The sequence below is a fragment of the Paenibacillus sp. OK060 genome, assembly GCF_900101205.1.
In the GTDB taxonomy this organism is placed as follows: Bacteria; Bacillota; Bacilli; order Paenibacillales; family Paenibacillaceae; genus Paenibacillus; species Paenibacillus marchantiae.
Genome location: NZ_FNFR01000002.1, coordinates 839,121 through 861,112, shown reverse-complemented (window position 1 = coordinate 861,112; position 21,992 = coordinate 839,121). Strand labels below are relative to the sequence as shown.

The 21,992-nt window shown below is 45.4% G+C and carries 17 protein-coding genes; 13 read left to right on the top strand and 4 right to left on the bottom strand.

The annotated features are described in order from the left end of the window. Positions 1-38: 38 nt before the first annotated feature. Both proB and BLS14_RS10070 read right to left on the bottom strand, forming a co-directional pair. A complete protein-coding gene (gene proB / locus BLS14_RS10075; protein WP_076288974.1) occupies positions 39-1,142 on the bottom strand; it encodes a glutamate 5-kinase in 1,104 nt (367 codons plus the stop codon). A 361-nt stretch (positions 1,143-1,503) separates the two neighbouring features. After that, complete coding sequence (locus BLS14_RS10070) at positions 1,504-2,712, bottom strand: pyridoxal phosphate-dependent aminotransferase (protein WP_090951420.1); 1,209 nt, start codon at positions 2,710-2,712, stop codon at positions 1,504-1,506. A 260-nt stretch (positions 2,713-2,972) separates the two neighbouring features. On the opposite strand from BLS14_RS10070, the gene BLS14_RS10065 reads away from it, so the two are divergent. The 4 genes from BLS14_RS10065 to BLS14_RS10050 all read left to right on the top strand — a co-directional run bounded on the left by BLS14_RS10065 (position 2,973) and on the right by BLS14_RS10050 (position 6,981). Continuing rightward, entirely contained in the window at positions 2,973-3,989 is a 1,017-nt protein-coding gene (locus tag BLS14_RS10065) for an ABC transporter substrate-binding protein (RefSeq protein ID WP_090951417.1), read from the top strand. 203 nt (positions 3,990-4,192) lie between these two features. Continuing rightward, the gene (locus tag BLS14_RS10060) at positions 4,193-5,839 is read left to right on the top strand and encodes an ABC transporter substrate-binding protein (RefSeq protein ID WP_090951414.1); all 1,647 of its coding nucleotides are present in this window, start codon (positions 4,193-4,195) and stop codon (positions 5,837-5,839) included. Positions 5,840-5,887: 48 nt separating this feature from the next. Continuing rightward, positions 5,888-6,709: a carbon-nitrogen family hydrolase gene (locus tag BLS14_RS10055; protein ID WP_063566815.1), complete on the top strand. Its 822-nt coding sequence runs from the start codon at positions 5,888-5,890 to the stop codon at positions 6,707-6,709. Positions 6,710-6,795: 86 nt separating this feature from the next. Then, a complete protein-coding gene (locus BLS14_RS10050; protein ID WP_024630602.1) occupies positions 6,796-6,981 on the top strand; it encodes a hypothetical protein in 186 nt (61 codons plus the stop codon). A gap of 220 nt (positions 6,982-7,201) precedes the next feature. On the opposite strand, the gene BLS14_RS10045 is transcribed toward BLS14_RS10050, so the two are convergent. Beyond that, positions 7,202-8,122, bottom strand: a complete 921-nt coding sequence (locus BLS14_RS10045; RefSeq protein ID WP_063566816.1) for a LysR family transcriptional regulator — start codon at positions 8,120-8,122, stop codon at positions 7,202-7,204. Between the two features lie 457 nt (positions 8,123-8,579). Between BLS14_RS10045 and BLS14_RS10040 the strand changes: the two genes are divergently transcribed. Both BLS14_RS10040 and nagA read left to right on the top strand, forming a co-directional pair. Beyond that, on the top strand, positions 8,580-9,365 hold the full coding sequence (locus tag BLS14_RS10040) for a DeoR/GlpR family DNA-binding transcription regulator (protein WP_176854453.1): 786 nt from the start codon (positions 8,580-8,582) through the stop codon (positions 9,363-9,365). 26 nt (positions 9,366-9,391) lie between these two features. Then, positions 9,392-10,534 carry an N-acetylglucosamine-6-phosphate deacetylase gene (nagA, locus tag BLS14_RS10035; RefSeq protein WP_063566818.1) on the top strand — a complete coding sequence of 381 codons (1,143 nt, stop codon included), beginning with the start codon at positions 9,392-9,394 and terminating at the stop codon, positions 10,532-10,534. A gap of 257 nt (positions 10,535-10,791) precedes the next feature. On the opposite strand, the gene BLS14_RS10030 is transcribed toward nagA, so the two are convergent. Next, positions 10,792-11,631 (bottom strand): AraC family transcriptional regulator, encoded by an 840-nt coding sequence (locus tag BLS14_RS10030; RefSeq protein WP_090807356.1) that lies wholly within the window; start codon positions 11,629-11,631, stop codon positions 10,792-10,794. Between the two features lie 301 nt (positions 11,632-11,932). On the opposite strand from BLS14_RS10030, the gene BLS14_RS10025 reads away from it, so the two are divergent. The 7 genes from BLS14_RS10025 (at position 11,933) to BLS14_RS09995 (ending at position 21,975) form a co-directional block, all read left to right on the top strand. Continuing rightward, positions 11,933-12,769 (top strand): chitosanase, encoded by an 837-nt coding sequence (locus BLS14_RS10025; protein ID WP_256336331.1) that lies wholly within the window; start codon positions 11,933-11,935, stop codon positions 12,767-12,769. A 19-nt stretch (positions 12,770-12,788) separates the two neighbouring features. Continuing rightward, entirely contained in the window at positions 12,789-15,377 is a 2,589-nt protein-coding gene (locus BLS14_RS10020; RefSeq protein ID WP_090951412.1) for a metallophosphoesterase, read from the top strand. Between the two features lie 455 nt (positions 15,378-15,832). Next, positions 15,833-17,254 carry a 3-isopropylmalate dehydratase large subunit gene (leuC, locus tag BLS14_RS10015; RefSeq protein WP_090951409.1) on the top strand — a complete coding sequence of 474 codons (1,422 nt, stop codon included), beginning with the start codon at positions 15,833-15,835 and terminating at the stop codon, positions 17,252-17,254. A 31-nt stretch (positions 17,255-17,285) separates the two neighbouring features. Continuing rightward, positions 17,286-17,903, top strand: a complete 618-nt coding sequence (gene leuD / locus BLS14_RS10010; RefSeq protein ID WP_063566822.1) for a 3-isopropylmalate dehydratase small subunit — start codon at positions 17,286-17,288, stop codon at positions 17,901-17,903. Between the two features lie 275 nt (positions 17,904-18,178). Next, positions 18,179-19,585, top strand: coding sequence for an N-acetylmuramoyl-L-alanine amidase family protein (locus BLS14_RS10005; RefSeq protein ID WP_090951405.1), 1,407 nt, complete (start codon positions 18,179-18,181; stop codon positions 19,583-19,585). Positions 19,586-19,843: 258 nt separating this feature from the next. Next, on the top strand, positions 19,844-21,256 hold the full coding sequence (locus tag BLS14_RS10000; RefSeq protein ID WP_090951403.1) for an N-acetylmuramoyl-L-alanine amidase family protein: 1,413 nt from the start codon (positions 19,844-19,846) through the stop codon (positions 21,254-21,256). 35 nt (positions 21,257-21,291) lie between these two features. Then, positions 21,292-21,975 (top strand): GerMN domain-containing protein, encoded by a 684-nt coding sequence (locus BLS14_RS09995; RefSeq protein WP_090951401.1) that lies wholly within the window; start codon positions 21,292-21,294, stop codon positions 21,973-21,975. Positions 21,976-21,992: the final 17 nt, after the last annotated feature.

The window sequence follows — 21,992 nt, the reverse complement described above, 5'->3', positions numbered from 1 at the left end:
TGATCCTGAGCAGTACACTCGGTAGGATTATAGGTGTTCTATTTTAACGTAATCCACTCGTCTCGATGGATAACCTCAAGTCGATGGATGCTGTTCAACTGCTTCATCACTTCGCCACTTGGCAGTCCTGCGATGAGCCGTAGCTGGTCATCATCATAATTGACGATACCACGACCGAGCAAAGTGTCATCCATACCCAGCACCTCTACAACATCTCCGGCATGGAAGGTACCCAGCACACGTTTGACACCTACAGGCAGGAGACTATGACCACCATGAACCAATGCTTCTTCGGCACCATTATCCACAACGACGGTACCGAGCGGAGTAGACATGAAGCCAAGCCATTGTTTTTTGCGAGAGAGAGCGGCAAGGCGAGTCTCGAAATACGTTCCTTTTCCGGTGCCATCAACCGCTCTTTGCATATCTCCAGGTTCCTTCACACTTCCTACAAAGACAGGTACGCCTCCACGCGTTGCCACTTTGGCTGCATCTACCTTGGATCTCATGCCGCCGGTACCTACGGATGATCCAGAACCGCCAGCATAGGCGTAAATTTCTGCCGTAATTTCGGGGATGCGGTCATAACGAAACGCAGATGGATCCTTTCGCGGATCAGCCGTGTACAGACCGTTGGTATCTGTAAGAATGACCAAATGCTGTGCCTTGACCAGATTCGCTACCAGAGCAGACAGGAGATCGTTATCTCCGAACTTCAATTCATCGACAGATACGGTATCATTCTCATTAAAGATCGGAATGACGCGCTGTTTGAGCAGTTCTTCTACCGTCATGCCTGCATTGCCCATACGTTTCCGGCTGTGAAAGTCGGTACGGGTGAGTAGAATTTGTGCTGTAGTAACGCGGTGCGCTGCAAAAGCCTGTTGATATGCCTGCATCAGCAAAGCTTGCCCAACAGCCGCTGCAGCTTGTTTTTCATGCAATTGCTTGGGACGCTGGGGGTAACCAATCTCCCGGAATCCGGCAGCTACCGCTCCCGAAGTGACCAGAAGAACCTCGTGGCCCTGTTCGGCCAAGGCAGCAATTTCTCCAGCAAAAAAAGTAATGGCACTCCGATCTAGCCCGCCTTCTTCCGTAGTAAGCGAACTGCTTCCGATCTTAACTACAATACGTGAGGTCATAATTTCACTTCCTTAAACAATATTAATGATTGACCCTGGAGCAGACCGTTGGGTACAAAAAAAACTCCCGCCCTTTTAATTAAAAAGGACGAAAGTTCGTTACTTCCGCGGTACCACCTTTATTGATGATTGGATCATCCGGCTTCATGCCCTGTAACAGAAGGCACTGTCCTGTGCATCACAGGCCGCTCAGGGGTAGGTTTCGGAGAGAAGCCGCGGTAAATTCTTGCAGCCCGATGGAATTTACTCTCTGGGCGCGGCTGATCCTCTCGTACTGGTCCCGTCATCACGTTTCGTTCAATATTTCCTTATAACATACCATGGAAACTTGGCAGATGCAAAGGGGTTATGCACCTGTAAATTACTTGAATAAATTCAACTTGCCAATCCGCTCCGCTGCTTCCCTTAATCGATCTTCATCACTTAGCAGTCCTGCGCGCACATAGCCCTCACCATGTGAACCGAAACCAATACCCGGTGCTACGGCCACCTTAGCTTCACGCAGTAATACGTCAGCAAAGGAAGCAGAAGTAAAGCCTGCAGGTACAGGCAGCCAGCTAAAGAAGGAACCTCCCGGTTTAGGAGCCTGCCAGCCGATGGATGAGAGTGCATCATAGAAAGCGTCGCGACGTGATTCATAACGTGCAACCAGTGAAGTCACACATTCCTGGGAAGATGTCAGTGCTGCCGCAGCAGCGGCCTGGATGCCTCCGAAGAGGCTCACGTAGATATGATCCTGCAGCAGATTGATTTTGGAGATGATCTCCGCATTACCTAGAGCAAATCCGACGCGCCATCCCGCCATATTGTAGGTTTTGGATAATGTGTAGAACTCAATGCCCACCTCTTTGGCACCTGGTGCCTGCAAAAAGCTCACTGGACGATGTCCATCGAATCCAATTGCACCATAAGCGAAGTCACTGGCTACGACGATTTTATTTTGAATGGCAAACTCTACCGTATCTTCATAGAAGGAAAGCGGGGCGGTTGCCGATGTTGGGTTGTTGGGATAGTTCAGGAACATCAGCTTGGCCAGTTCCCGATCCTCGGTAGAGATTGCTTCATAATCAGGCAGGAATGCATTGGACTCTAGCAGTGGCATAAAAGACATGTGCGCTTTCGCCAGTGCCACACCGGACCAATAATCCGGATAACCTGGATCAGGTACGAGACATACGTCGCCAGGATTGAGCAATACTTGAGGCAACTGGACCAAGCCCGTTTTTCCACCAAATAAAATAGCAACTTCCGTTTCGGGATCCAGGACCACGTTATAATCTTCCTTGTAACGCTTCGCAACGGCTTCCTTCAGGAAAGCATGCCCGCTAAAAGGCGAATATTTGTGATAGAGCGGGTTCTCCGCCGACTCCTGCAATGTTTTAACAATGTGGGGTGGTGTAGGTGTATCCGGGTTACCCTGACCCAGGTTAATCACGTCGTGACCACTTGCGATTTCGCGGTTTACATTTTGAACAAGGGTAGCAAAAAATTGTGTAGGAAGCTGTGTCATTACATCGGATGTAGGTATGGTAAAGGCTGAACGACCCGATGCTTTAGGCTGATTAGTCATGCTATACATCACTCCGGTTATTAAAGATGGCAATATAGTACTCATTAATTTATCACGTCAATCCCGAGCTGTATAGGGGGAAAACACTTCATGAATACTTGAATGGAGCCAATATTTGAGTTTTTGTACAAAACTGAAATGAGAGATTTCGTTTTGTCCATTGAGATTAGGGGAAAGCCTGTTTTATGATAATACTCGATAATGATAATCAATATCATTGATAAATATGAACGAAGCACTTATTAGGGGGAGAAATAGAAATGAAAAAGGATATACGAAATACGGCAGTATTATTGACGGTTACATGGTTGTCCATTCTTCTGCTGGCTTGCGGAAATCAGGCTTCAACTCCATCTGCCGGAACGGATGATTCCAAAACGGCCAATGAAACACAGACAGATGGGGATCAGTCCAAGCAGGAACAGACGGCATCCACGGATAACAGTGAGGGTGAAACCCGGATGTTCAAGGACTGGACAGGCCATGAAGTTGAGGTTCCGGTTACGCCAAAACGTGTGATTTATCATGGTGAAGTTACAGGGGATTTGCTAGCGCTGGGCGTTGTACCTGTAGGTATTCTTCGTCAGGATGGAACGGTATATGATGATCAGGTAGCCCAAGCGGAAGATGTGGGTTTCCCGATGAGTGTTGAAAAGGCGCTTACCTTAAATCCTGATCTGATCATTTTCTCAAATAGTGATCAGGCACAATATGATCAAATCTCGAAGGTTGCGCCAACGGTTACCTTTGATTCATTTGCTTCACTGGACGACCGCATGCATACTCTTGGCGATCTGTTGAACAAAAAGCCGGAAGCGGAAGCTTGGATCACGGCCCATCAAAAAGCAACGGAAGAGATGTGGAAGCAGCTTCATGAGAATGGACTGAAAGAAGGGGAAACGGCTTCGGTATTCACCATGTATCCTGGTAATCGACTGTTTGTAATGGCCGGAGCAGGATTGCCACAGTTGTTATATGGAGCCGATGGCATGAAGCCAACCGCGGAAATTCAGAAAGTATTAGATGAAGGAATGGGCTTTGCAGAGATTTCTACTGAAAAGCTGCCCGAAATAGCGGGTGATCGCGTATTTATACTGAATCCAGTAACGGATGATGCGAAGCAGTCCACCAAAGAATTGCTGGATAGCCCAATCTGGAAGAACTTGCCCGCTGTAAAAGAAGGAAAAGTATATCGGTTTGATCTGGTTAAGGCTTCAAGTGATGCAACTTCAAGAGAATGGCTGTTGAAAGAATTACCGAAACAGATGATTAAATAGTCGTTTATGGATTGATAGATCATAATATTTTACTGGAACAAGAACGAAAATGCCGACTAAAAAAGAGCCTTCAACATTTCGTTGAAAGCTCTTTTTTTTGCTGATTACAGCCAGATCTGGATTAATGACAAAAGCTCGCTTATAATCAGTTCATACAGATTTAATGATAATCATTCTCATTTTAAAGAACGAGGTGAACCACCATGCAGGCTTTGAATGCCGATGCGAGAGGGTTGTATTTTTCAGCATTCATGTTTCGGCTGGATCATCTGGAACAACGAATTGAACAACCAGAACAGGTGATGCTGGAAGTGGCATGCGATAAACATACATTTTTGATCTGCGAAGAAGGGGAAGGTCGCTTATACATAGGATATGAACAGTTTCCTTTTACCACCGGATGTGTTTACCCGCTTTCTCCGGGCGAGGGGTACCAAATTGAACATGGAAACCGAATGGAATTAAAATATATGGTGATATCATTTGATGTTATTCATGTATTGACAGGAGATCCGGAACAGTATACGCGCCCTGTATTCGAACATAGAAATCAATTGAACGGCTATCCTTATGCCCCGTTAAGTGGACTGTTGGAGCAATTGTATGCCATTCGTGATTATCAAACAGATGCCGAATATATCCATTTGAATGCACAGTTTCAGAGATGGATGGAGATGATCATCACCCGGTACACTTCTCCAAAAACGGAGCAGAGCATGGAATCCAGACTACACAGCACGATTCAGTATGTAGAAGACCATTACGCTGAAGAAATCACAGTAACGAAACTGGCACGTCTTGCGGCTATCCGACCCGTGCAATATACAACCTTGTTCAGACAATTAACCGGCCACAAGCCGCTTGATTATGTGAACCATGTACGAATTAAACATGCTAAGGATTGGCTGCGCAAATCCGATGAACCGCTTCGGGATATAGCAACCCGGGTGGGCTTTAAGGACGAGTATTATTTTAGCAGGCGTTTTCGTCAAATGACCGGATTATCGCCTCGTCAATATGACCGATCTATTCAGCAACAAACACTGGTTCAGGATTGGTTGGGTCATGATGTGAATATTCCGGCACGACCGGAGCGAATTATGTTTTATGGTGATTCCGGTGGAGATCTGCGAGTGCTGGGTATTGGTCTGTTAGGAGATCAGGCATATGATGCGGTTGCCCCGGTTAATGTGGAAGAGGCAGTCCGGATGAGACCAGACCTGATCATTTTCGATAGCACTAACGAACAGCAATATGAGCAATTTTCCCGAATTGCACCCACACTGGCATACAACTCTCACGCAACGCTGGAAGATCGGATTTGCAGGGTGGGAAGCTGGTTTGGCAAGCAATCAGAGGCTGGACAATGGCTCTCCTCCTATCAGCAACGTATGGAAAAGATGTGGATGAAGATTCATGCTTCAATTGAACCGGGGGAAACGGCGTCCGTATTCACGTATCATCGGGGTGCACGATTGTTTGTCATGGGTAATATTGGTCTGGCCTCGCTCTTGTATCATCCGATGGGGTTCAGACCCGTTACGAAAGTGAAGGAGGCGCTTGCCGCGGGCAGAGCGTATAAGGAAATTTCGTCAGAAGCGATTCGTCAGTATGCCGGTGATCATATATTTGTCTTGCTTCCTGAAGAGGTTATTGCAAGGCAGGCCACAGAGAAGTTGATGCAGAGTCCAAGCTGGCTGGCACTTCCAGCCGTGCAGAAGGGGCAAGTGTACGGAGTAGAGGAGACAACATGGAATTTGGGCGATGCGCTGACGAGCAACCGTTTGTTAACATTGCTGCCCGAGTTATTATGTAGGAGTTCAGAACGAAAACAGGTTGCAGATGTTTGAATGATCAAGCTATGATTACAGGTATTACGGTTCAGAGGAGTGCTGGTTATGACAGAACAACAACAAGGGGAAATGCGTGTGGCCCTGATTCAGGGCGATATTCAGCTCGGAGACCCTGAGGCCAACCATAAACATATGCAGTCTTTGCTCGAACGAGCGCTAGAACAGGTTCCCGACCTGGGATTGGCTGTGCTGCCCGAGATGTGGAATACGGGCTATGCTTTGGAACAAATTCATGAGCTTGCTGACCCGGAGGGCCAGAAATCAAGAGAGTGGCTCGCGGCTTTTGCCCAAAAACATCGAATCTCCATCGTTGGCGGTTCCATTGCGGAGAAACGTAATGGCCAAATTTACAATACAATGTACGCCTATAACAGTGAAGGAAATCAGGTGACACGTTACGATAAATTGCATTTATTCCGTCTGATGGATGAAGAGAAGTATTTGCAGCCTGGTGCAGAACCGGAAATATTCGAATTGGAAAATGGCCTCACCGCTGGAGCTTCGATCTGCTACGATATCCGTTTCCCTGAGCTTGCTCGAACCCTTGCCTTGAACGGAGCCAAAGCATTAATTGTCCCCGCTGAATGGCCGAACCCGCGCTTGCATCATTGGCGCACACTGCTTACAGCAAGGGCCATCGAAAATCAGATGTACGTTATTGCCTGCAATCGTGTAGGGAAAAGCGGAGACACCGAATTTTTCGGGCATTCCCTCATTATTGATCCTTGGGGTGAAATTGTGGCTGAAGGTGGAGAAGGAGAAGAGATCGTGACCGGAGTTATCCGTCCTTCGCTTGTGGATGAGGTTCGTGGCCGTATCCCGGTATTCGAAGACCGTAGACCTAGCATTTATTTTGGCAGCAAATAAAAATCTGCAATTTTCCAATAAAGTGTTTATTCATCCGGGAGGCGGGTAATGATAACTATCCCGTCACCAAGGAGGATGATCAATCAATGGACAACCATGTGAAAGATACGCTCAGGAGACTGGAACAGGAAAACACTAGGGTAGATCACTTGAGGCCATTCTTAGAGAATGGGGCAGGAGGGCTATCACCACCTGAACAATCTGTTCAGGACGAAGGCCGCCTTGTGAATCAACAGAACAGGCTGACAAGTGAACGTAATTTGCGAAAATAAACCGCCAAACTTTAAATTCTCATATGTACGTTTTTACGTTAACAATTCAATGATGATATCAGCAACATTGTACTGTAACGATGATGTACTGCTAATACCATGTAAGAACTTTATCCTGCGGATGCGGGAGACGAGTATAGAACAAAGGCTTGGCCCTTATGGGTCAAGCCTTTGTTTATTTTATTGCCATGTATGGCGGGCTGTTTCGCTGACCGTCCAATTATTCTCCTTGAGAGAGCTCGGCTACGGTTTGTTGAAACGTATGAATGAATGCCTCCGCGGCTTTGGAGAGAACCCGTCCTTGGCGGTATGCAACGACAAGGGTACGACTGGGCGTTGGCTCAGCTAGCGGTACATAAATAGGAACAAATTCACTGCGGGGCGCACGGGCAATAAAGCGCGGAACCAGTGTAATCCCCATACCTGTAGCCACCAGTGACTGCACCGTCTCAATATTTGTACTCTCAAAAACCACATTGGGGTCAAACCCAGCTTCCTCACACAGATCAAATGTAAGTTTGCGGAAGCCTTGTCCTTTCTTCAGCACAACAAAGGGTTCATCTCGAAGCTCTTCCATCCGTACTGGAATCGGATGCTCTGGATCTCCTCTGCGTGCCAGAGGGTGATTTGGGGGAACAGCCAGATCAATTCGCTCTTCACCTATCGTTACATAAGATAGACTTGGCTCCTGCAATGGGAGGGAGAGCAGGCTTAAGTCAGCCTTGCCACTGGCCGTCAACTTTTCAAGCGTCAGCCCGGAGTCTTCCAGCAAGGTTACTTCAATCTCGGGATAGGCCTGTTGAAAAGCGGGAAGCACATGCGGAAGCAGGTGGGAGCCAGTGATCGGCATGCTGCCTACAACGACTTTACCTTTACGCAGCTGGGAAATGTCCGACATTTCCTGTCTGAGCAGCTCGACTGCATCAATAATTTTTTGAGCCTGCTCTACAAAAGTCACCCCTGCATGGGTCAACTCCACAGTGCTGGTATTACGCTGAAATAACAGTACACCCAGTTCCTTTTCAAGTTTGGATAGCTGCTGACTTAAAGAAGGCTGGGCAATGTGCAGCTTCTCGGCTGCCCGGGAGAAATTCCGTTCTGCCGCGATTTGCAGCGTATATTGAAGTTGTCTGAATTCCATATGCACACTTCATTCCTTTCGTTATGCCATCATTATATCACTACAAATAAGAAATGATTAGTTTAACTGAAACGCTTAAACTGCTTAAAAGAGTTAATACAACACAGGCAAAACTATAACAAAAAGAAACTCCCTCAAGGGGGTGAAAAGCGTGAAGTCCAATTCTGCAACGAGCATTAAAAAAAACCTATTGGGAGTCAATTGGACTCAAGATCATATTTATCTGAGTGATTTAAGTCAATTTGATAAGCAAATGGCTCCGAAATCCATTCATTAATTTTTTCTTAGCAGTAAATCTTAACTTATGAAGACGTTAACGGATGTAAATTCATCTGGCTAACGTCTTTTTCATTGAACAGTCAGGAATAAATACTTGCACTTACTTAAGTTTTACTTATAATAACTTGCGAAAATTAAAAATAAAACTTATACTTACTTAAAAGGAGGTGCATGTATTGTGTATCAAGAGGAAAGATTGTTAAAAATACTCGAATACTTGAAACATCACCAATCGATGAGTGTTACAGATATATGTACGCTGTTTGAAGTATCAAGGGATACTGCACGAAGGGATATTGTTAGATTAGTACAAGAAGGCGTTGTGATTCGAACTCATGGGGGGCTATCGTTACCTGAGTTACAGAAAGAAATGCTGTCTTATCAGGATCGTTTGATTGATGAATCCGAGAGTAAGAAAAAAATAGGGAAGTTTGGGGCAAAACTTATCCAAGACCATGAGACTGTGATTTTAGACGTATCAACCACGGTGCAATTTGTAGCGGAACAAATTAGCGCAAAAAATTGCACGGTGGTCACGCACTCGATTGATAACGTAGGGATCTTGTCCAATCGAGAGGATCTTCAAATCTATATTCTCGGTGGTTACTTGAATGTAAAGCACCGCTTTTTATATGGTTCTTCCATTATCGATAAACTAAGTGAAATTCGTGCTGATAAAGCCTTCATCGGAGCATCGGCGATCCGGTCTGATGGACTTTATTATCCATATGAAGAAGATGCCCGGGTAAAGAAAGAAATGGCCAGAAGATCTGATCAGGTTATCGTAGTAGCCGATCATACAAAATTTATTGGCAAATCTATTCATCGGCTGGACTTTGATTTCGTTGACATTTTAGTCACAAATCAGGAACTCCCGAGTGAGATCAGAGAAGTTCTGGATCAGAAGAACATCACTGTTATTGAGTGTCAGGAAGAAAATGAAGAGGTTCGAAAGCAAGACTGATAACCATCGGGAAGAGGAGGGTTTTTATGGATTATATTTTGCATAATGTACAAATGGCACTTCGCAACCGTATCGTTCCATCAGCCAATGTGTGGATTTCTGAAGGGAAAATCATGAGGGTAGACACAGGTGATCTTCCTACGCTAGAAGGGGAGTATGAACGGATTGATGGGAGAGGACATTTGCTAGTACCTGGGATGATAGATGTTCATATCCACGGTGCCAATGGCTTTGATATGATGGACGGTACTGAAGAGAGTATTCAAGAAGTTTCACGCCAATGTGCTTTAACGGGGTGTACCTCATTTCTGGCTACATCTGTTAGTTCTACGATGGAGGATCTTCTGGAAATGATTCGTAGTGTCAAGCGTGTAATAGGACAAGAAGTGGGAGCAAAGATCGCAGGGATTCACTTAGAGGGACCGTATCTGAACCCGAAGCGAAAAGGAATGCAGAATGAAAAGTATTTGCGGCATCCCAACATAGAAGAAATGAAGATCATTTTCCAGGAAGCAGGGTCACTCATTAAGATGGTTACTATTGCTCCCGAGCTGCCGGGAGGAATGGACTTGATTTCCTTTTTGAAAGAACAGGGAGTAGTTATAGCGATCGCTCATTCGGATGCCACATATGAGGAAGCCAAACAAGCCTTTGCATCAGGTGCGAGTCATGTGACGCATTGTTTTAATGGCATGCGGCCGATCCATCATCGAGATCCGGGTCTAATCGTGGCTGCTTTTGAAGAGAAACATGTAAGTCTTCAAGCTATTGTGGATAATGTCCATCTGCATCCTGCTATTATTCGACTGATTCATAACCTGAAAGGACCGGAAGGAATGGTCTTGATCACAGATGCTTTACAAGCAATGGGTATGGGCGATGGGAATTATCTATTTGGAGGCCATCATGTCACGGTTTCGGGTGGCATTGCAAGACTAGAGGATGGAACACTGGCCTCCAGTACAGTTACCATGAATGAAGCCTTACGTTATACTGTCGAAACCGGAATTCCCTTGATAGATGCCGTACAGATGGCTTCAAATACGCCGGCCAATATTCTTGGATTTCAACAAAAGGGGGAAATTTCCTCTGGTTTCGATGCCGACCTGGTCCTATTGGATGATGAATTTCAGGTTCTCTGGACGATGGTGGGCGGTCAAATTCTATAAATCACTATTATTTGCGATTCCACAGAGAAAGCCCATTAGATAAGTCTAGTGGGCTTTACATAAATAAACCCAAGAACCCCTTTTTTATAAGGGGTTCTTGGGTTGGGAAACGAAATTTCGACTTGAATTGGGATGAGGAAAGTGAGTGATTGTAATGGATGGATCCGCTAACGTATTGCCTTACAGAATCCATTGCCGATTTTGAAGAATTGGGCATTTTATTTTCTTTAATGATTGGTATTTCAGTGATTTTGCTATTAAGATTTAAATTGTTTGCGGAAGCAGAGTGGCGAGATGCCCATCACTAATTTGAAGGTTCTTCCAAAATGGGAAGTGTTATCAAACCCAACCATTCCCGCAATTTCAGTAACATTAAAAGAAGAGCCCACCAGCAAATCACGAGCTTCTTTAATACGGATGTTATTGATATATTCAATGAAGCTGAACCCGGTGGATTCTTTAAAAGTTCGGCAAAGGTAGGAAGAGCTTATGTCGAATTGCCGTGAAATCTCACAGAGCTTAAGCGGTTCCATATAATGTTGATTTACATAATTAACGATGTCTAGGACTTTCTTGTGTGTACGATTGGATTCCACCAATGGAGCGACAAGGCTGTCAAATAGTTTACGGTTAAGATAGAGGAGCAACTCTACCAATAATATTTGTTGATATTGTTCATACCCGCGGGCTTGCTTTTTCCCTTCCTGGATCATCTTCTGAAAAAGCTGTTCGATGAAATGCTGATCCTTTCCGGTCATCTTCAAAGCACGGTAATCACTTTTGAACAATTCGAGCAGATCCTCACATTGACCGCGGGTGCAGAATTGCTGCAGGAATTCTTTCTTAAAAAGCAGTGTAACTCGTTCATACATATTGCAGCCGGAATTAACCAGTTTGTGCCTTTCGTGAATATCCATAAATAGCAGTGTTCCGCCCGCAACCTGGTAGGTTCTATCGCCTATATAATAATAAAAATCCCCGGATATTAAATACAGAATCTCATAAGCATCATGATAGTGTCTTGAAGGCATGCTGGTGTATACCTGTTTCTTGCGGCTGACATCAAAAAGAGCAGACTCATAAAATACCGGCTTCATTCAGCACCTCCTAAGAGGATTGTAGACTTGATCTAAGGTTCATAGCAATATATGTATGAAAATTTAATAATTACAAGAAAATACGTGCTGTATAGTTAATTTTTCTGAGATAAGCTTGAGTGGAATTTATTAATCGTTAAAAAAGGAGGGGGGCGGATAGGTTTGGGGATAGGGTTCCTATTTCTAAAAGTTAAAGCGCTTATACTATTCAATTAAGGGAGAGATTGCGGTGCTTAATTCAACGAACAGTAAGGTTTTCAAGAAGATGAAATTTTCATTGATGCTCCTGCTCAGTTTTTCAATGATTTTTTCTTATGGCTCTCTGTCCAATACGTCTCAACAGAAAAGTTATGCGGCAGGGAACCCTAATTCTAATTTCTCCCCTGCAACACTTCAATTCTTACGTACCAACACAGGTCTGGATGGTGAGCAGTGGAACAATATTATGATGCTTGTCAACAAACCGGAGCAGGACGATCTGAACTGGAACAAGTTTTACGGATATTGTGAAGATATTGATGATAACCGCGGATATACGATTGGAATATTCGGTGCGACTACAGGCGGCTCAAATGATACCGGTCCCGACGGTCCGGATCTGTTCAAGGAATATGACGCTGCCAAAGGCGCGAGTAATCCTTCGGTTAAGGGAGCATTGGCCCGGATCGGTGTCAAGGGTTCGATGAAAGGGAAGATCCTCGAAATCAATGAAAGCGAAAAGAGTTTCTGCAAAAAAATCGGCAATTTGCAAAATGATCCCGAGTGGAGAGAGGCTATGTGGAAAACGTTCTACAATGTTTATATTAAGTACAGTGTGGATCAGGCCCGCAAACGCGGCTTTAACTCGGCATTAACGATTGGTTCCTTCGTGGACGCAGCGCTGAACCATGGAGCGACCGGCGGTTCTGAGACCCTTCAAGGGCTTTTGGGTAAATCAGGAAGCAGCACGGATGAGAAGACTTTCATGACCACATTCTATAAAGAACGGACCAAGATTGTGGATACGAATGACTACAACTCTCCGCCTAACGGAAAGAATCGTGTGAAGCAGTGGAGCAATTTGCTGAACATGGGAGAAACAGACCTGAAGGGCGCAGATTCGGCAGTACTTCAAGTTACCAACTGGAAACTCCAATAATAGGAGGGAGATGAGGCGAATGGACAACAACCAATCTTATCTCAAGAACAGATTCTCCAAGGTAATTAGTCTATTGGTTATAGGTTTGCTGCTTGTCATGGAACTGACCGGTTTTGTCTCAGCAGGAAGGGAAGGAAATGAGGAAGATCTTGCAAGTGAAGCAACTGCAGTTGAGGAAACGATTGCCCAGTGGATTTTTAAAGACAAAGGTGAGAACGGAGTATTTCCGGCTACCGGCGGGATATATCAAACAGCTTCATCCATTCGTGATGTAGGAACAAATACGGATGCATACACCTATGAGTCAGGTGAGAACAGCGTACGCAACCAGGGCTGGCATGAAGGAACGGGCATTAAGTACTGGCTTGCCACGGTTTCGACCAAAGATTTCGAAGGTATCGACCTCTCTTCACAGCAAACATCTTCAAGTACAGGACCTAGGGATTTTAAGGTGCAATACAGTACGAATCAGCAACAATGGACAGATGTTTCGGGCGGCAAAATGGTTCTTGCCCAGAACAATTTTAATTGTTCCAATAATTCCTGCAAATTAACGAACCTCGCATTGCCTGCGGAAACAAACAATCAAGATGTACTCTATATCCGCTGGGTGGTAAACTCTGCGAAAAGCGTAAGCGGGGGAACGGTGTCCAGCTCAGGTTCAAGCAGAATCAAAGATGTGGTAATTAAAGGAACACGCATCAGCGGCGAACCAGGGAACACTCCCACACTTGAGGTAAATAAAACTCCCGCTTCAGGGGCTTCAGATGTTTCCCTTAACGCAGAGATTACAGTGAAGTTTAATAAAGCCATTAGTCTCGTTAGTGGTCATCAAGTTGTAATCACAGAAAATAATGTCCCTCTTACCAACATCTCTGCCTCGCCCCTCGGTCAAGACACGGTTAAAGTCAGCCATCCTAATTTTACTGCCGGCAAAACTTACAAGGTGACCATCCCTAAAGAACTTGTTAAGGGGACTGGGGACGGCCGGACACCGGACAACGATATTACTTGGAGCTTTAAGACGAAGTCTCCGGATACCGGCAACAAAACACCAACGCTGCTGAATATGACTTTTAATGGGGACCCCAAGACAAGTATCGCTTTTGACTGGTATACGGCCGAAACCGTAAGAAGTACAGTAGTGCAAGTAGTGGAGGCCTCCAAAGCCGGAGGAAGCGAATTCCCAGAACAGCTGGCAACTTCTTATGAGGGTAGTTCAACAATTATTGAAACCTTAATGACGTTAGGAGACAGAAGTTCCAAGAAGTATAAGAAGTTCGCCAGCCACAAGGTTATTGCAACCGGTCTTAAGCCTGGAACCAAGTATATGTATCGCGCCGGTAACGGTGATGTGGACGGCTGGAGCGAGACGGGTTCTTTTACCACAGACAAGGCGGATAATCAGGATTTCCATTTCCTCTATGTAACCGACACCCAAGGCTCAAGTAAATCCAATTTCGATCTGTGGCAGGATACTTTTAAGAGAGCTATTGAGAAAACGGTAGATCCAAAGTTTGTTCTTCTTACAGGGGATCTAACGGATGACGGTGATCTGGAGCAGCTGTGGCAGTGGTTCTTGGGTGTGCCGAAAAAAGAATTTGCCAATGTACCATTTGCGCCGATAATCGGCAACCATGAGATCGAGGATTATCCGAATAATAATTTTTATAACCATTTTAATCTTCCAAAAGATGTGGGGACTGGTGCTCATGACGGGTCGGTATATGCTTTCGAATACGGCGATGCCCTGTTTATGCAAATCAATTCCCAGTACGAAGGGGAGGTCAAGCCGTACAAAGCGGATATTCAGTTCACGAAGCAATTGGAATGGATGCGGAATCAGGTGGCAAGGACCGACAAGAAGTGGAAATTCGTCTCTATGCATAAGGGAGCTTATTCTTCAGGAGATAATGCTTCGGCAGAAAGCGAACGTGTAGAATTTTACCGGAAATATCTGATTCCTGTATTTGATGAGCTGGGTGTGGATATGGTGTTTGAGGGACATGACCATATGTATATGAGATCTTTTCAAATGCTGAACAACGTTCCGATTAAGAATGTCATTACCGATGAGCATGGAAATGTGCTGAATCCCAAAGGGACCGTGTATCTAATGGGGAACTCGGCCGCTTCGAAATTCTATGCTCTTAATCCAGACGCAGACACGTTTTTTGCAGCAAAAAACGATCAGCCCAATAAGAAAATGTTCCTGGATGTTTCCATTACAAGCGACGTGCTGAAAGTTACATCCTACACAGCAGTTAAAGATAAACCTCTTGCCGTCTATGATGCTTACAGTATTAAACGGACGGACGGCAAACCAGGCATAGTCGAAAATCCAAGCGCAGTAAGACAGTCAGCGAACCGTGCAGTTCTTTCGTGGAAAGCGCCAGCAACTAGCTCTGAGCCGGTGCGAGGTTACCGGATTTACGAGAAGAATGATAAAGTCAGCACGAATTGGAGCTTGTATGTGCCGGCGGTCAGCGGTCAGACAAGTTACAGCTATACTTTAAACGGCATAGATTCTGCCAAAGCCTACAATTTCGTTATTAAAGCAGTGGGGACAAGAAGTAATTCACTTCCAGCAGAGGCAGGAATGCAATGAATGGATAGATGTGGGGAATACGGGAGGTAGCGATCGTACTTTTTTTCAAGACCTCAATCTGCTGATCCGTTGTCTCATTTATTTCATTCGGTTATTCATACGTCGTTTGTACTGTGTGTGGACGGGACCGTCTAGAGCTGGTGAGAATTAGTCATCGCAGCCCTGGCATCAGGGCTGCTTTTTTTCTATTTAATATAAAAAGCATTGACAGCGAAGAAGCTGGAACGTAGTATAAGACTTATATGATAATGATAATTGTTATCAATTGAAACCTCTGCATAGAGCAGTGGTTTATTTGCTTTTCCCTCATTATAGGTTAAACCTATTACATCTATAGATATTATATCTTGGAACAATGAAGGACAGGGTGATATATTTATGTCATTCAAGAGCTTCACTTTTAAAGAAACTACTGAGGCTCTTCCAAGGACCGAACTTATGATGAGGTGAAAATGATGAGTAAAAAAACGATGTTTGAGAAAATTTGGGAAAACCACGTGATTCACCAAGAAGAAGGCAAACCAAGCATTTTGTATATCGATCTGCATCTGGTGCATGAAGTGACATCCCCACAGGCGTTTGAAGGTCTGCGTCTGAGCGGCCGTAAAGTTCGTCGCCCTGAGTTGACGTTCGCAACAATGGATCACAACGTTCCAACGAAAGATCGTTTTAACATTACGGATCCAATCTCCAAACAACAAATCGACACACTTTCACAAAACTGCCGTGACTTCGGCGTAAAACTGTATGACCTGGATACCATCGATCAAGGTGTTGTACACGTTATGGGTCCTGAGCTCGGCCTGACTCATCCAGGTAAAACGATTGTATGTGGCGACAGCCACACGTCCACACACGGCGCATTTGGCGCACTCGCATTCGGGATCGGAACGAGTGAAGTAGAACATGTTATGGCAACCCAATGTTTGCAGCAAGCCAAAGCCAAAACGATGGAAGTTCGTTTTGTCGGCAAACGTAACGCGGGTGTAACGGCGAAGGATATGATTCTCGCAGTCATCGCCAAATACGGTACAGACTTTGCTACTGGATATGTTATTGAATATACAGGTGAATCGATCCGTGAACTGAGCATGGAAGAGCGTATGACCGTCTGCAACATGTCCATCGAAGGTGGAGCAAGAGCGGGCATGATTGCTCCGGATGAAACAACTTTTGAATATCTGCGTGGACGTGAATACGTACCTGCCGATGGCCAATTCGATGAAGCGGTTGCTGCCTGGAAAGAGCTTGTAACCGACGAAGGTGCTGAATTCGACCATGTGGTTGAAATCGATGTGGAATCATTGATTCCGCAAGTGACTTGGGGTACTAGCCCAGGTATGGGAACCGACATTTCTTCGAAAGTTCCTGTCCCGGCTGAACTGCCAACTGAAAACGAACGTAAAGCAGCTGAAAAAGCGCTTGAATATATGGGCTTGGAACCTGGAACACCAATCTCCGAAATTCCAATTGATTATGTATTTATCGGTTCATGCACGAATGGACGGATTGAAGATTTGCGTGCTGCTGCACAGGTAGCCAAAGGTCACACCGTATCCAGTAATGTTACAGCGATCGTTGTACCAGGCTCGGGACGTGTTAAAATTCAGGCGGAAAAAGAAGGTCTGGATAAAGTGTTCACTGAGGCTGGATTTGAATGGCGTGATGCAGGATGCAGTATGTGTCTGGCAATGAACCCGGACGTATTGAAACCCGGACAACGTTGTGCTTCGACATCCAACCGTAACTTTGAAGGGCGTCAGGGACGTGGAGGACGTACTCACCTCGTATCTCCTGCAATGGCGGCTGCAGCAGCGGTTAAGGGACACTTCGTTGACGTACGTGACTGGAATTTCAAAACGGAAGCAGCTATCTAACAACGAACGGATTGAAGGGAGAACGAATGATATGGAAGAATTCAAAACACTGCAAGGCATCGTTGCACCGGTAGACCGGGTCAATGTAGATACAGATGCAATCATTCCAAAACAATTTTTGAAACGGATCGAACGTACCGGATTTGGACAATTTTTGTTCTACGAATGGCGTTTTGACGAAGAGGGTAACAACAATCCTTCTTTTGAAATGAATAAACCTCGCTACGAAGGGGCATCCATTCTGATCTCACGCGCCAACTTTGGTTGTGGATCTTCTCGTGAGCACGCACCATGGGCCATTATGGACTACGGTTTCCGTTGTGTAATTGCACCATCGTATGCGGATATCTTCTATAATAACTGTTTCAAAAACGGGATCTTGCCGATCAAACTTTCCGAAGAGCAGGTTGAAGATCTGTTCCAGCGTACAGCTACACATGAAGGCTATGAGATGAATGTGAATCTGGAAAACAAAACGATTACAGATGCATACGGACTGCATATTGATTTTGATCTGGATGAGCATCGTCGCCAATTCCTGTTGCAAGGATTGGACGATATTGGTCTCACGCTTCAACATGATGACGAAATAGGGGCTTATGAACAACGCCACGCGGCAAAGCTGTTTGGACAAACGGCCTCAGTCTAATCTTTCATCTGTAATTTGTATTTCAAACCTCCAATCGTGCAGGGAACTTCACCGTTCCTTGGACCGAATTGGAGGTTTTTTTGCATTTGGCAATGATGCAATTATGTTTTCGAGTTATAGGATATTCCGACTAAATATGACAACGTTGTAACCGGATGAAGTGACAATATCTGATAAACTGATTAGTAGATTATGGAAGGGTAGATAGAGTCGAGTGTTGCATCACTGCGAATCAGGTCGAAGGTTCAAAAGACAAACAGAATGGTGGTTGATGTATGAAGAAATGGTCGGCAGCAGTCTTTGTTTTTCTGTTCCTCTGTTTATTTCCTGTCATGGCAAATGCCGATTCGTCTCCCTCGATTGTGCTGGACGGTGTGACCATTAACCAGCAGTCGGGAGCTCCAGCCGAGAATACTGGCAAAACCGTGATGGTGCCCATTCGGATCGTCTCTGAAAACCTCGGTTATCAGGTGAAATGGGAGAAAGCCACTCAGACTGTTCGTATTCTCAAAGGTAACAGCAGTATCCAGATGACGGCAGGCGAAGATGCGGCCACCGTGAATGGAAATCGGGTGAGTCTCGATTCTCCGCCTCTAATTAAACAGGGGACTACACTGGTTCCGCTACGTTTTGTCGGTGAAGGCATGGGTCTTCAGGTGGGATGGGACAATGGAACCAAGACAGTAAGCCTATCAAGTATTCCTCCTGTAGCAGGTACCGAAGGTGAAAATGACCCAGTGGAGGCTCCTGAACCAGAAGGTCTGTCTGAGCTTCAAAGTATCAGCTTCGGCGGGGATCGTTTAATCTTGGCGACGAACGGGAAAATCACACCGAAGGTTTCCAGTCTCAGCGGACCTGATCGTATCATCGTAGATCTGCCCGGCACCACATTTGCTAAGGAGTTCATCCAGGGACAGGCTTCCAATCCGGATGGCAGCGGAACTCTTCTGGTTACGGATTCATCGCTGGTTTCCAAGGTGCGATATGCAATGTTCAGCCAAACGCCTTCAACGGTGCGTGTGGTCCTTGATCTGAGTCAAGTGGCGACTGCCAAATGGTCACTGGGCGAGAAAAACGTGTTGCTTGTTGACCTTGCGGCGAGTAATGGAGAACCAACAAGTCAGCCTGCTGTGCCAACCAATGATGGCAAAAAGGTTGTCATTATTGATCCAGGACATGGTGGACGACAGTCAGGGGCCGTCAGTGTGACAGGTGCCTATGAGAAGGACTTTAATTTGGCTGTGGGACTCAAAGTTCAGGCACTTCTGCAACAACATACGGAGATTCAGACGGTGATTACAAGGCAGGATGATACAGAATTATCCCTGCAGCAGCGTGTAGATATTGCCCAGCTGAATCAGGCGGATATTTTTGTGTCAATCCATGGAAACAAGATTACAACTCCTGTTCCTAATGGAATTGAAACATTGTACAGTCGTAAAGATAGTAAGGATTTGGCCGATGTTTTGCATAAGCATGTGTTGCAGATTACAGGATTTAAGGATCGGGGAGTCAAAACGGCAAGTCTGCATGTAACCCGTGAAACGACGATGCCCGCAGTTCTGATTGAACTTGGATTTCTGAGTAATCCAGCTGATGAAGCAATGATGCTGACTGAAGATTATCAGAACAAATGTGCACAGGCCATCGTAGACGGAATTGTAGAATATTTGGGTCTTTAATGTGGGTTGTGCGCAAATATGAAGGTCAGGGTAGTCCGTTGTTTCGAGATGCATAATTGATAATTAAGGAAAAATTCAGACAATAAAATGTAGAAAAAGCTTGATTTGACAACGTTTTTTTTCTGTTATGTTGGAATATATTCGCAACTTTTGAGAGTACGAGGCGTCTAATAGGTGTCTGGTAATGCCTCAGTGGTCAGTCGGAGCTGAAGGTTCACAACATGCGGCAAAAAAATATGAGAATGGTAGGGGTGAAGGATGAAGAAGTTCGGTTTTTTGGTACTGTTATTTGTCTTTGGGCTCGTTTTCCCGGGCTATAGTCATGCAGCAGCAGATACGCACATTATCCTAGATGGGAAAGAAATTGTGCAGCCTACGGATGCCAAAGCGGAAATCATCAATAGCAGCGTGATGGTTCCGATTCGGGTTATTTCGGAGAGCCTGGGATATGGTGTGGACTGGAAACAGGCAACAAGCACCGTGACTATTAGCAAAGACAACACTGCCATGCAGATGATTGTTGGACAGAAGACGGCAACGGTGAACGGCAGTAACGTGAACCTGGATGCCCCGCCACTCGTGAAAAATGGAACCACACTTGTGCCTTTAAGGTTCATTGGTGAGCAAATGGGTCTTAAGGTGGGTTGGAACAATACAACGAAGACGGTAACATTAGTTACCCAGAATTCAGGTTCCGGAAACGGGACAACCACTCCTCCGAACTCTGGTAATGATGGTGGAGGATCGGATCAGGATGGTCTTGTACTGGTGAACGGCATCAGCTTCAGTGACAACCGCTTTTTGATTGCAACAAGCGGAAATACGAAGCCGAACGTCTTCACGATGACAGGACCGGATCGAATCGTTATAGACTTGCCAAATACCGCATTCGCTGACTCTTTTAGTGAAGGACAAGCTTTGGACAGCAACCAGAATGGACAGCTTGTGGTGAGTGGATATCCGGATGTGTCGAAGATTCGTTATTCCTTGTACAGCAATAGTCCTTCTACTCTTCGTTTTGTCATTGATCTGAGCAATGCCAAAGGTTATGACGTGCAAAGTGACTCCGGTCTGGTTATGATTGATCTGAACAAAGAAGGCACTTCAACACCGCAACCTCCTGTTGGAAACAACGGTAAAAAAGTTGTTGTTGTAGACGCTGGACATGGTAATCAGGACCCGGGAGCCATCGGTGTAACCGGCAAGAAGGAAAAAGACTTCAATCTGGCAATGGCTCTGAAAGTGGAAGCATTGCTGAAAAAAGAATCTAACATTGACGTTGTGCTGACGCGCAGCGATGATACATTTTTGGCTTTGAGTGAACGAGTAAAGATCGCAGAAAAATTGAAGGCGGATATCTTTATTTCCATTCATGCGAACAGCGGGTCTGCAGCGGCAAACGGTGTGGAGACGTATTACACCCGTTCGAATAGCAAGGCATTGGCTACGGTGATGCACAAGTATCTCTTGCAATCATCTGGCCTGAAGGACCGCGGAGTAAAAACGGCAAGTCTCCACGTAACCCGTGAAACAACGATGCCGGCTGTTTTGCTGGAAGCCGGTTTCCTGAGCAACAAGAGTGATGAAGCCGCATTGTTCACTGAAAGTTTCCAGAACAGTGTAGCCAAAGGGATTGTTGCAGGGATCAAGGAGTATCTGGGAATTAAATAAGGGTTCAACCCTTATGATCAGGAGGCGGAGTTAGAATGAACAAAAAATTATGGATTGCAGCGCTGCTGGTAACGGTTATGACAGTTGCTGCTGGATGTGGAAGCAAGCCAACAGCTGCTCCAGCTCCAAATCAGACTCAAGGTGCGGGAACAGAGAATAATGCGTCTGAGGATCAGAATGAGACGGATATTACTGAACCTGTAACTGTGGATCCGGAGGATACAACGACAACGACACCGGATACCACTGAAGGCACTACGGAGGGTACAACGACTCCATCGGGTGGAACTACTTCAGAGAAACCTGGAACTTCCGAAAGTAAAGAGAAGAAGACCATTGAAGTGTACTACACAGATCTGGAAGAGTTGGAATTGCACAAAGCATCGGCAGATATTTCTTACGCTTCGGATGAAGCCAAGTACAAGGCTGCATTTGCGGCGCTGCAACAAAGCAAGGACGACAAACTCGTTCCGCTTTGGGCGAAAGAAATTGAATTGAAATCTGTTCAGTTCAAAGACGGCGCGCTTACCCTGGATATTCACATGCCGGATACAGCACGTCTTGGTGCAGGTGGCGAAGTGTTTGCCATTGATGCTTTGAAGCAAACATTCTTCCAGTTTGATGAAGTCAAATCACTTGATTTGCTGGTAGATGGCCAGCAATCCGAGAGTTTGATGGGCCATGTGGATCTTGAGCATCCAATGACACGATCCGAATAGGTTGTACAGCATGTTGT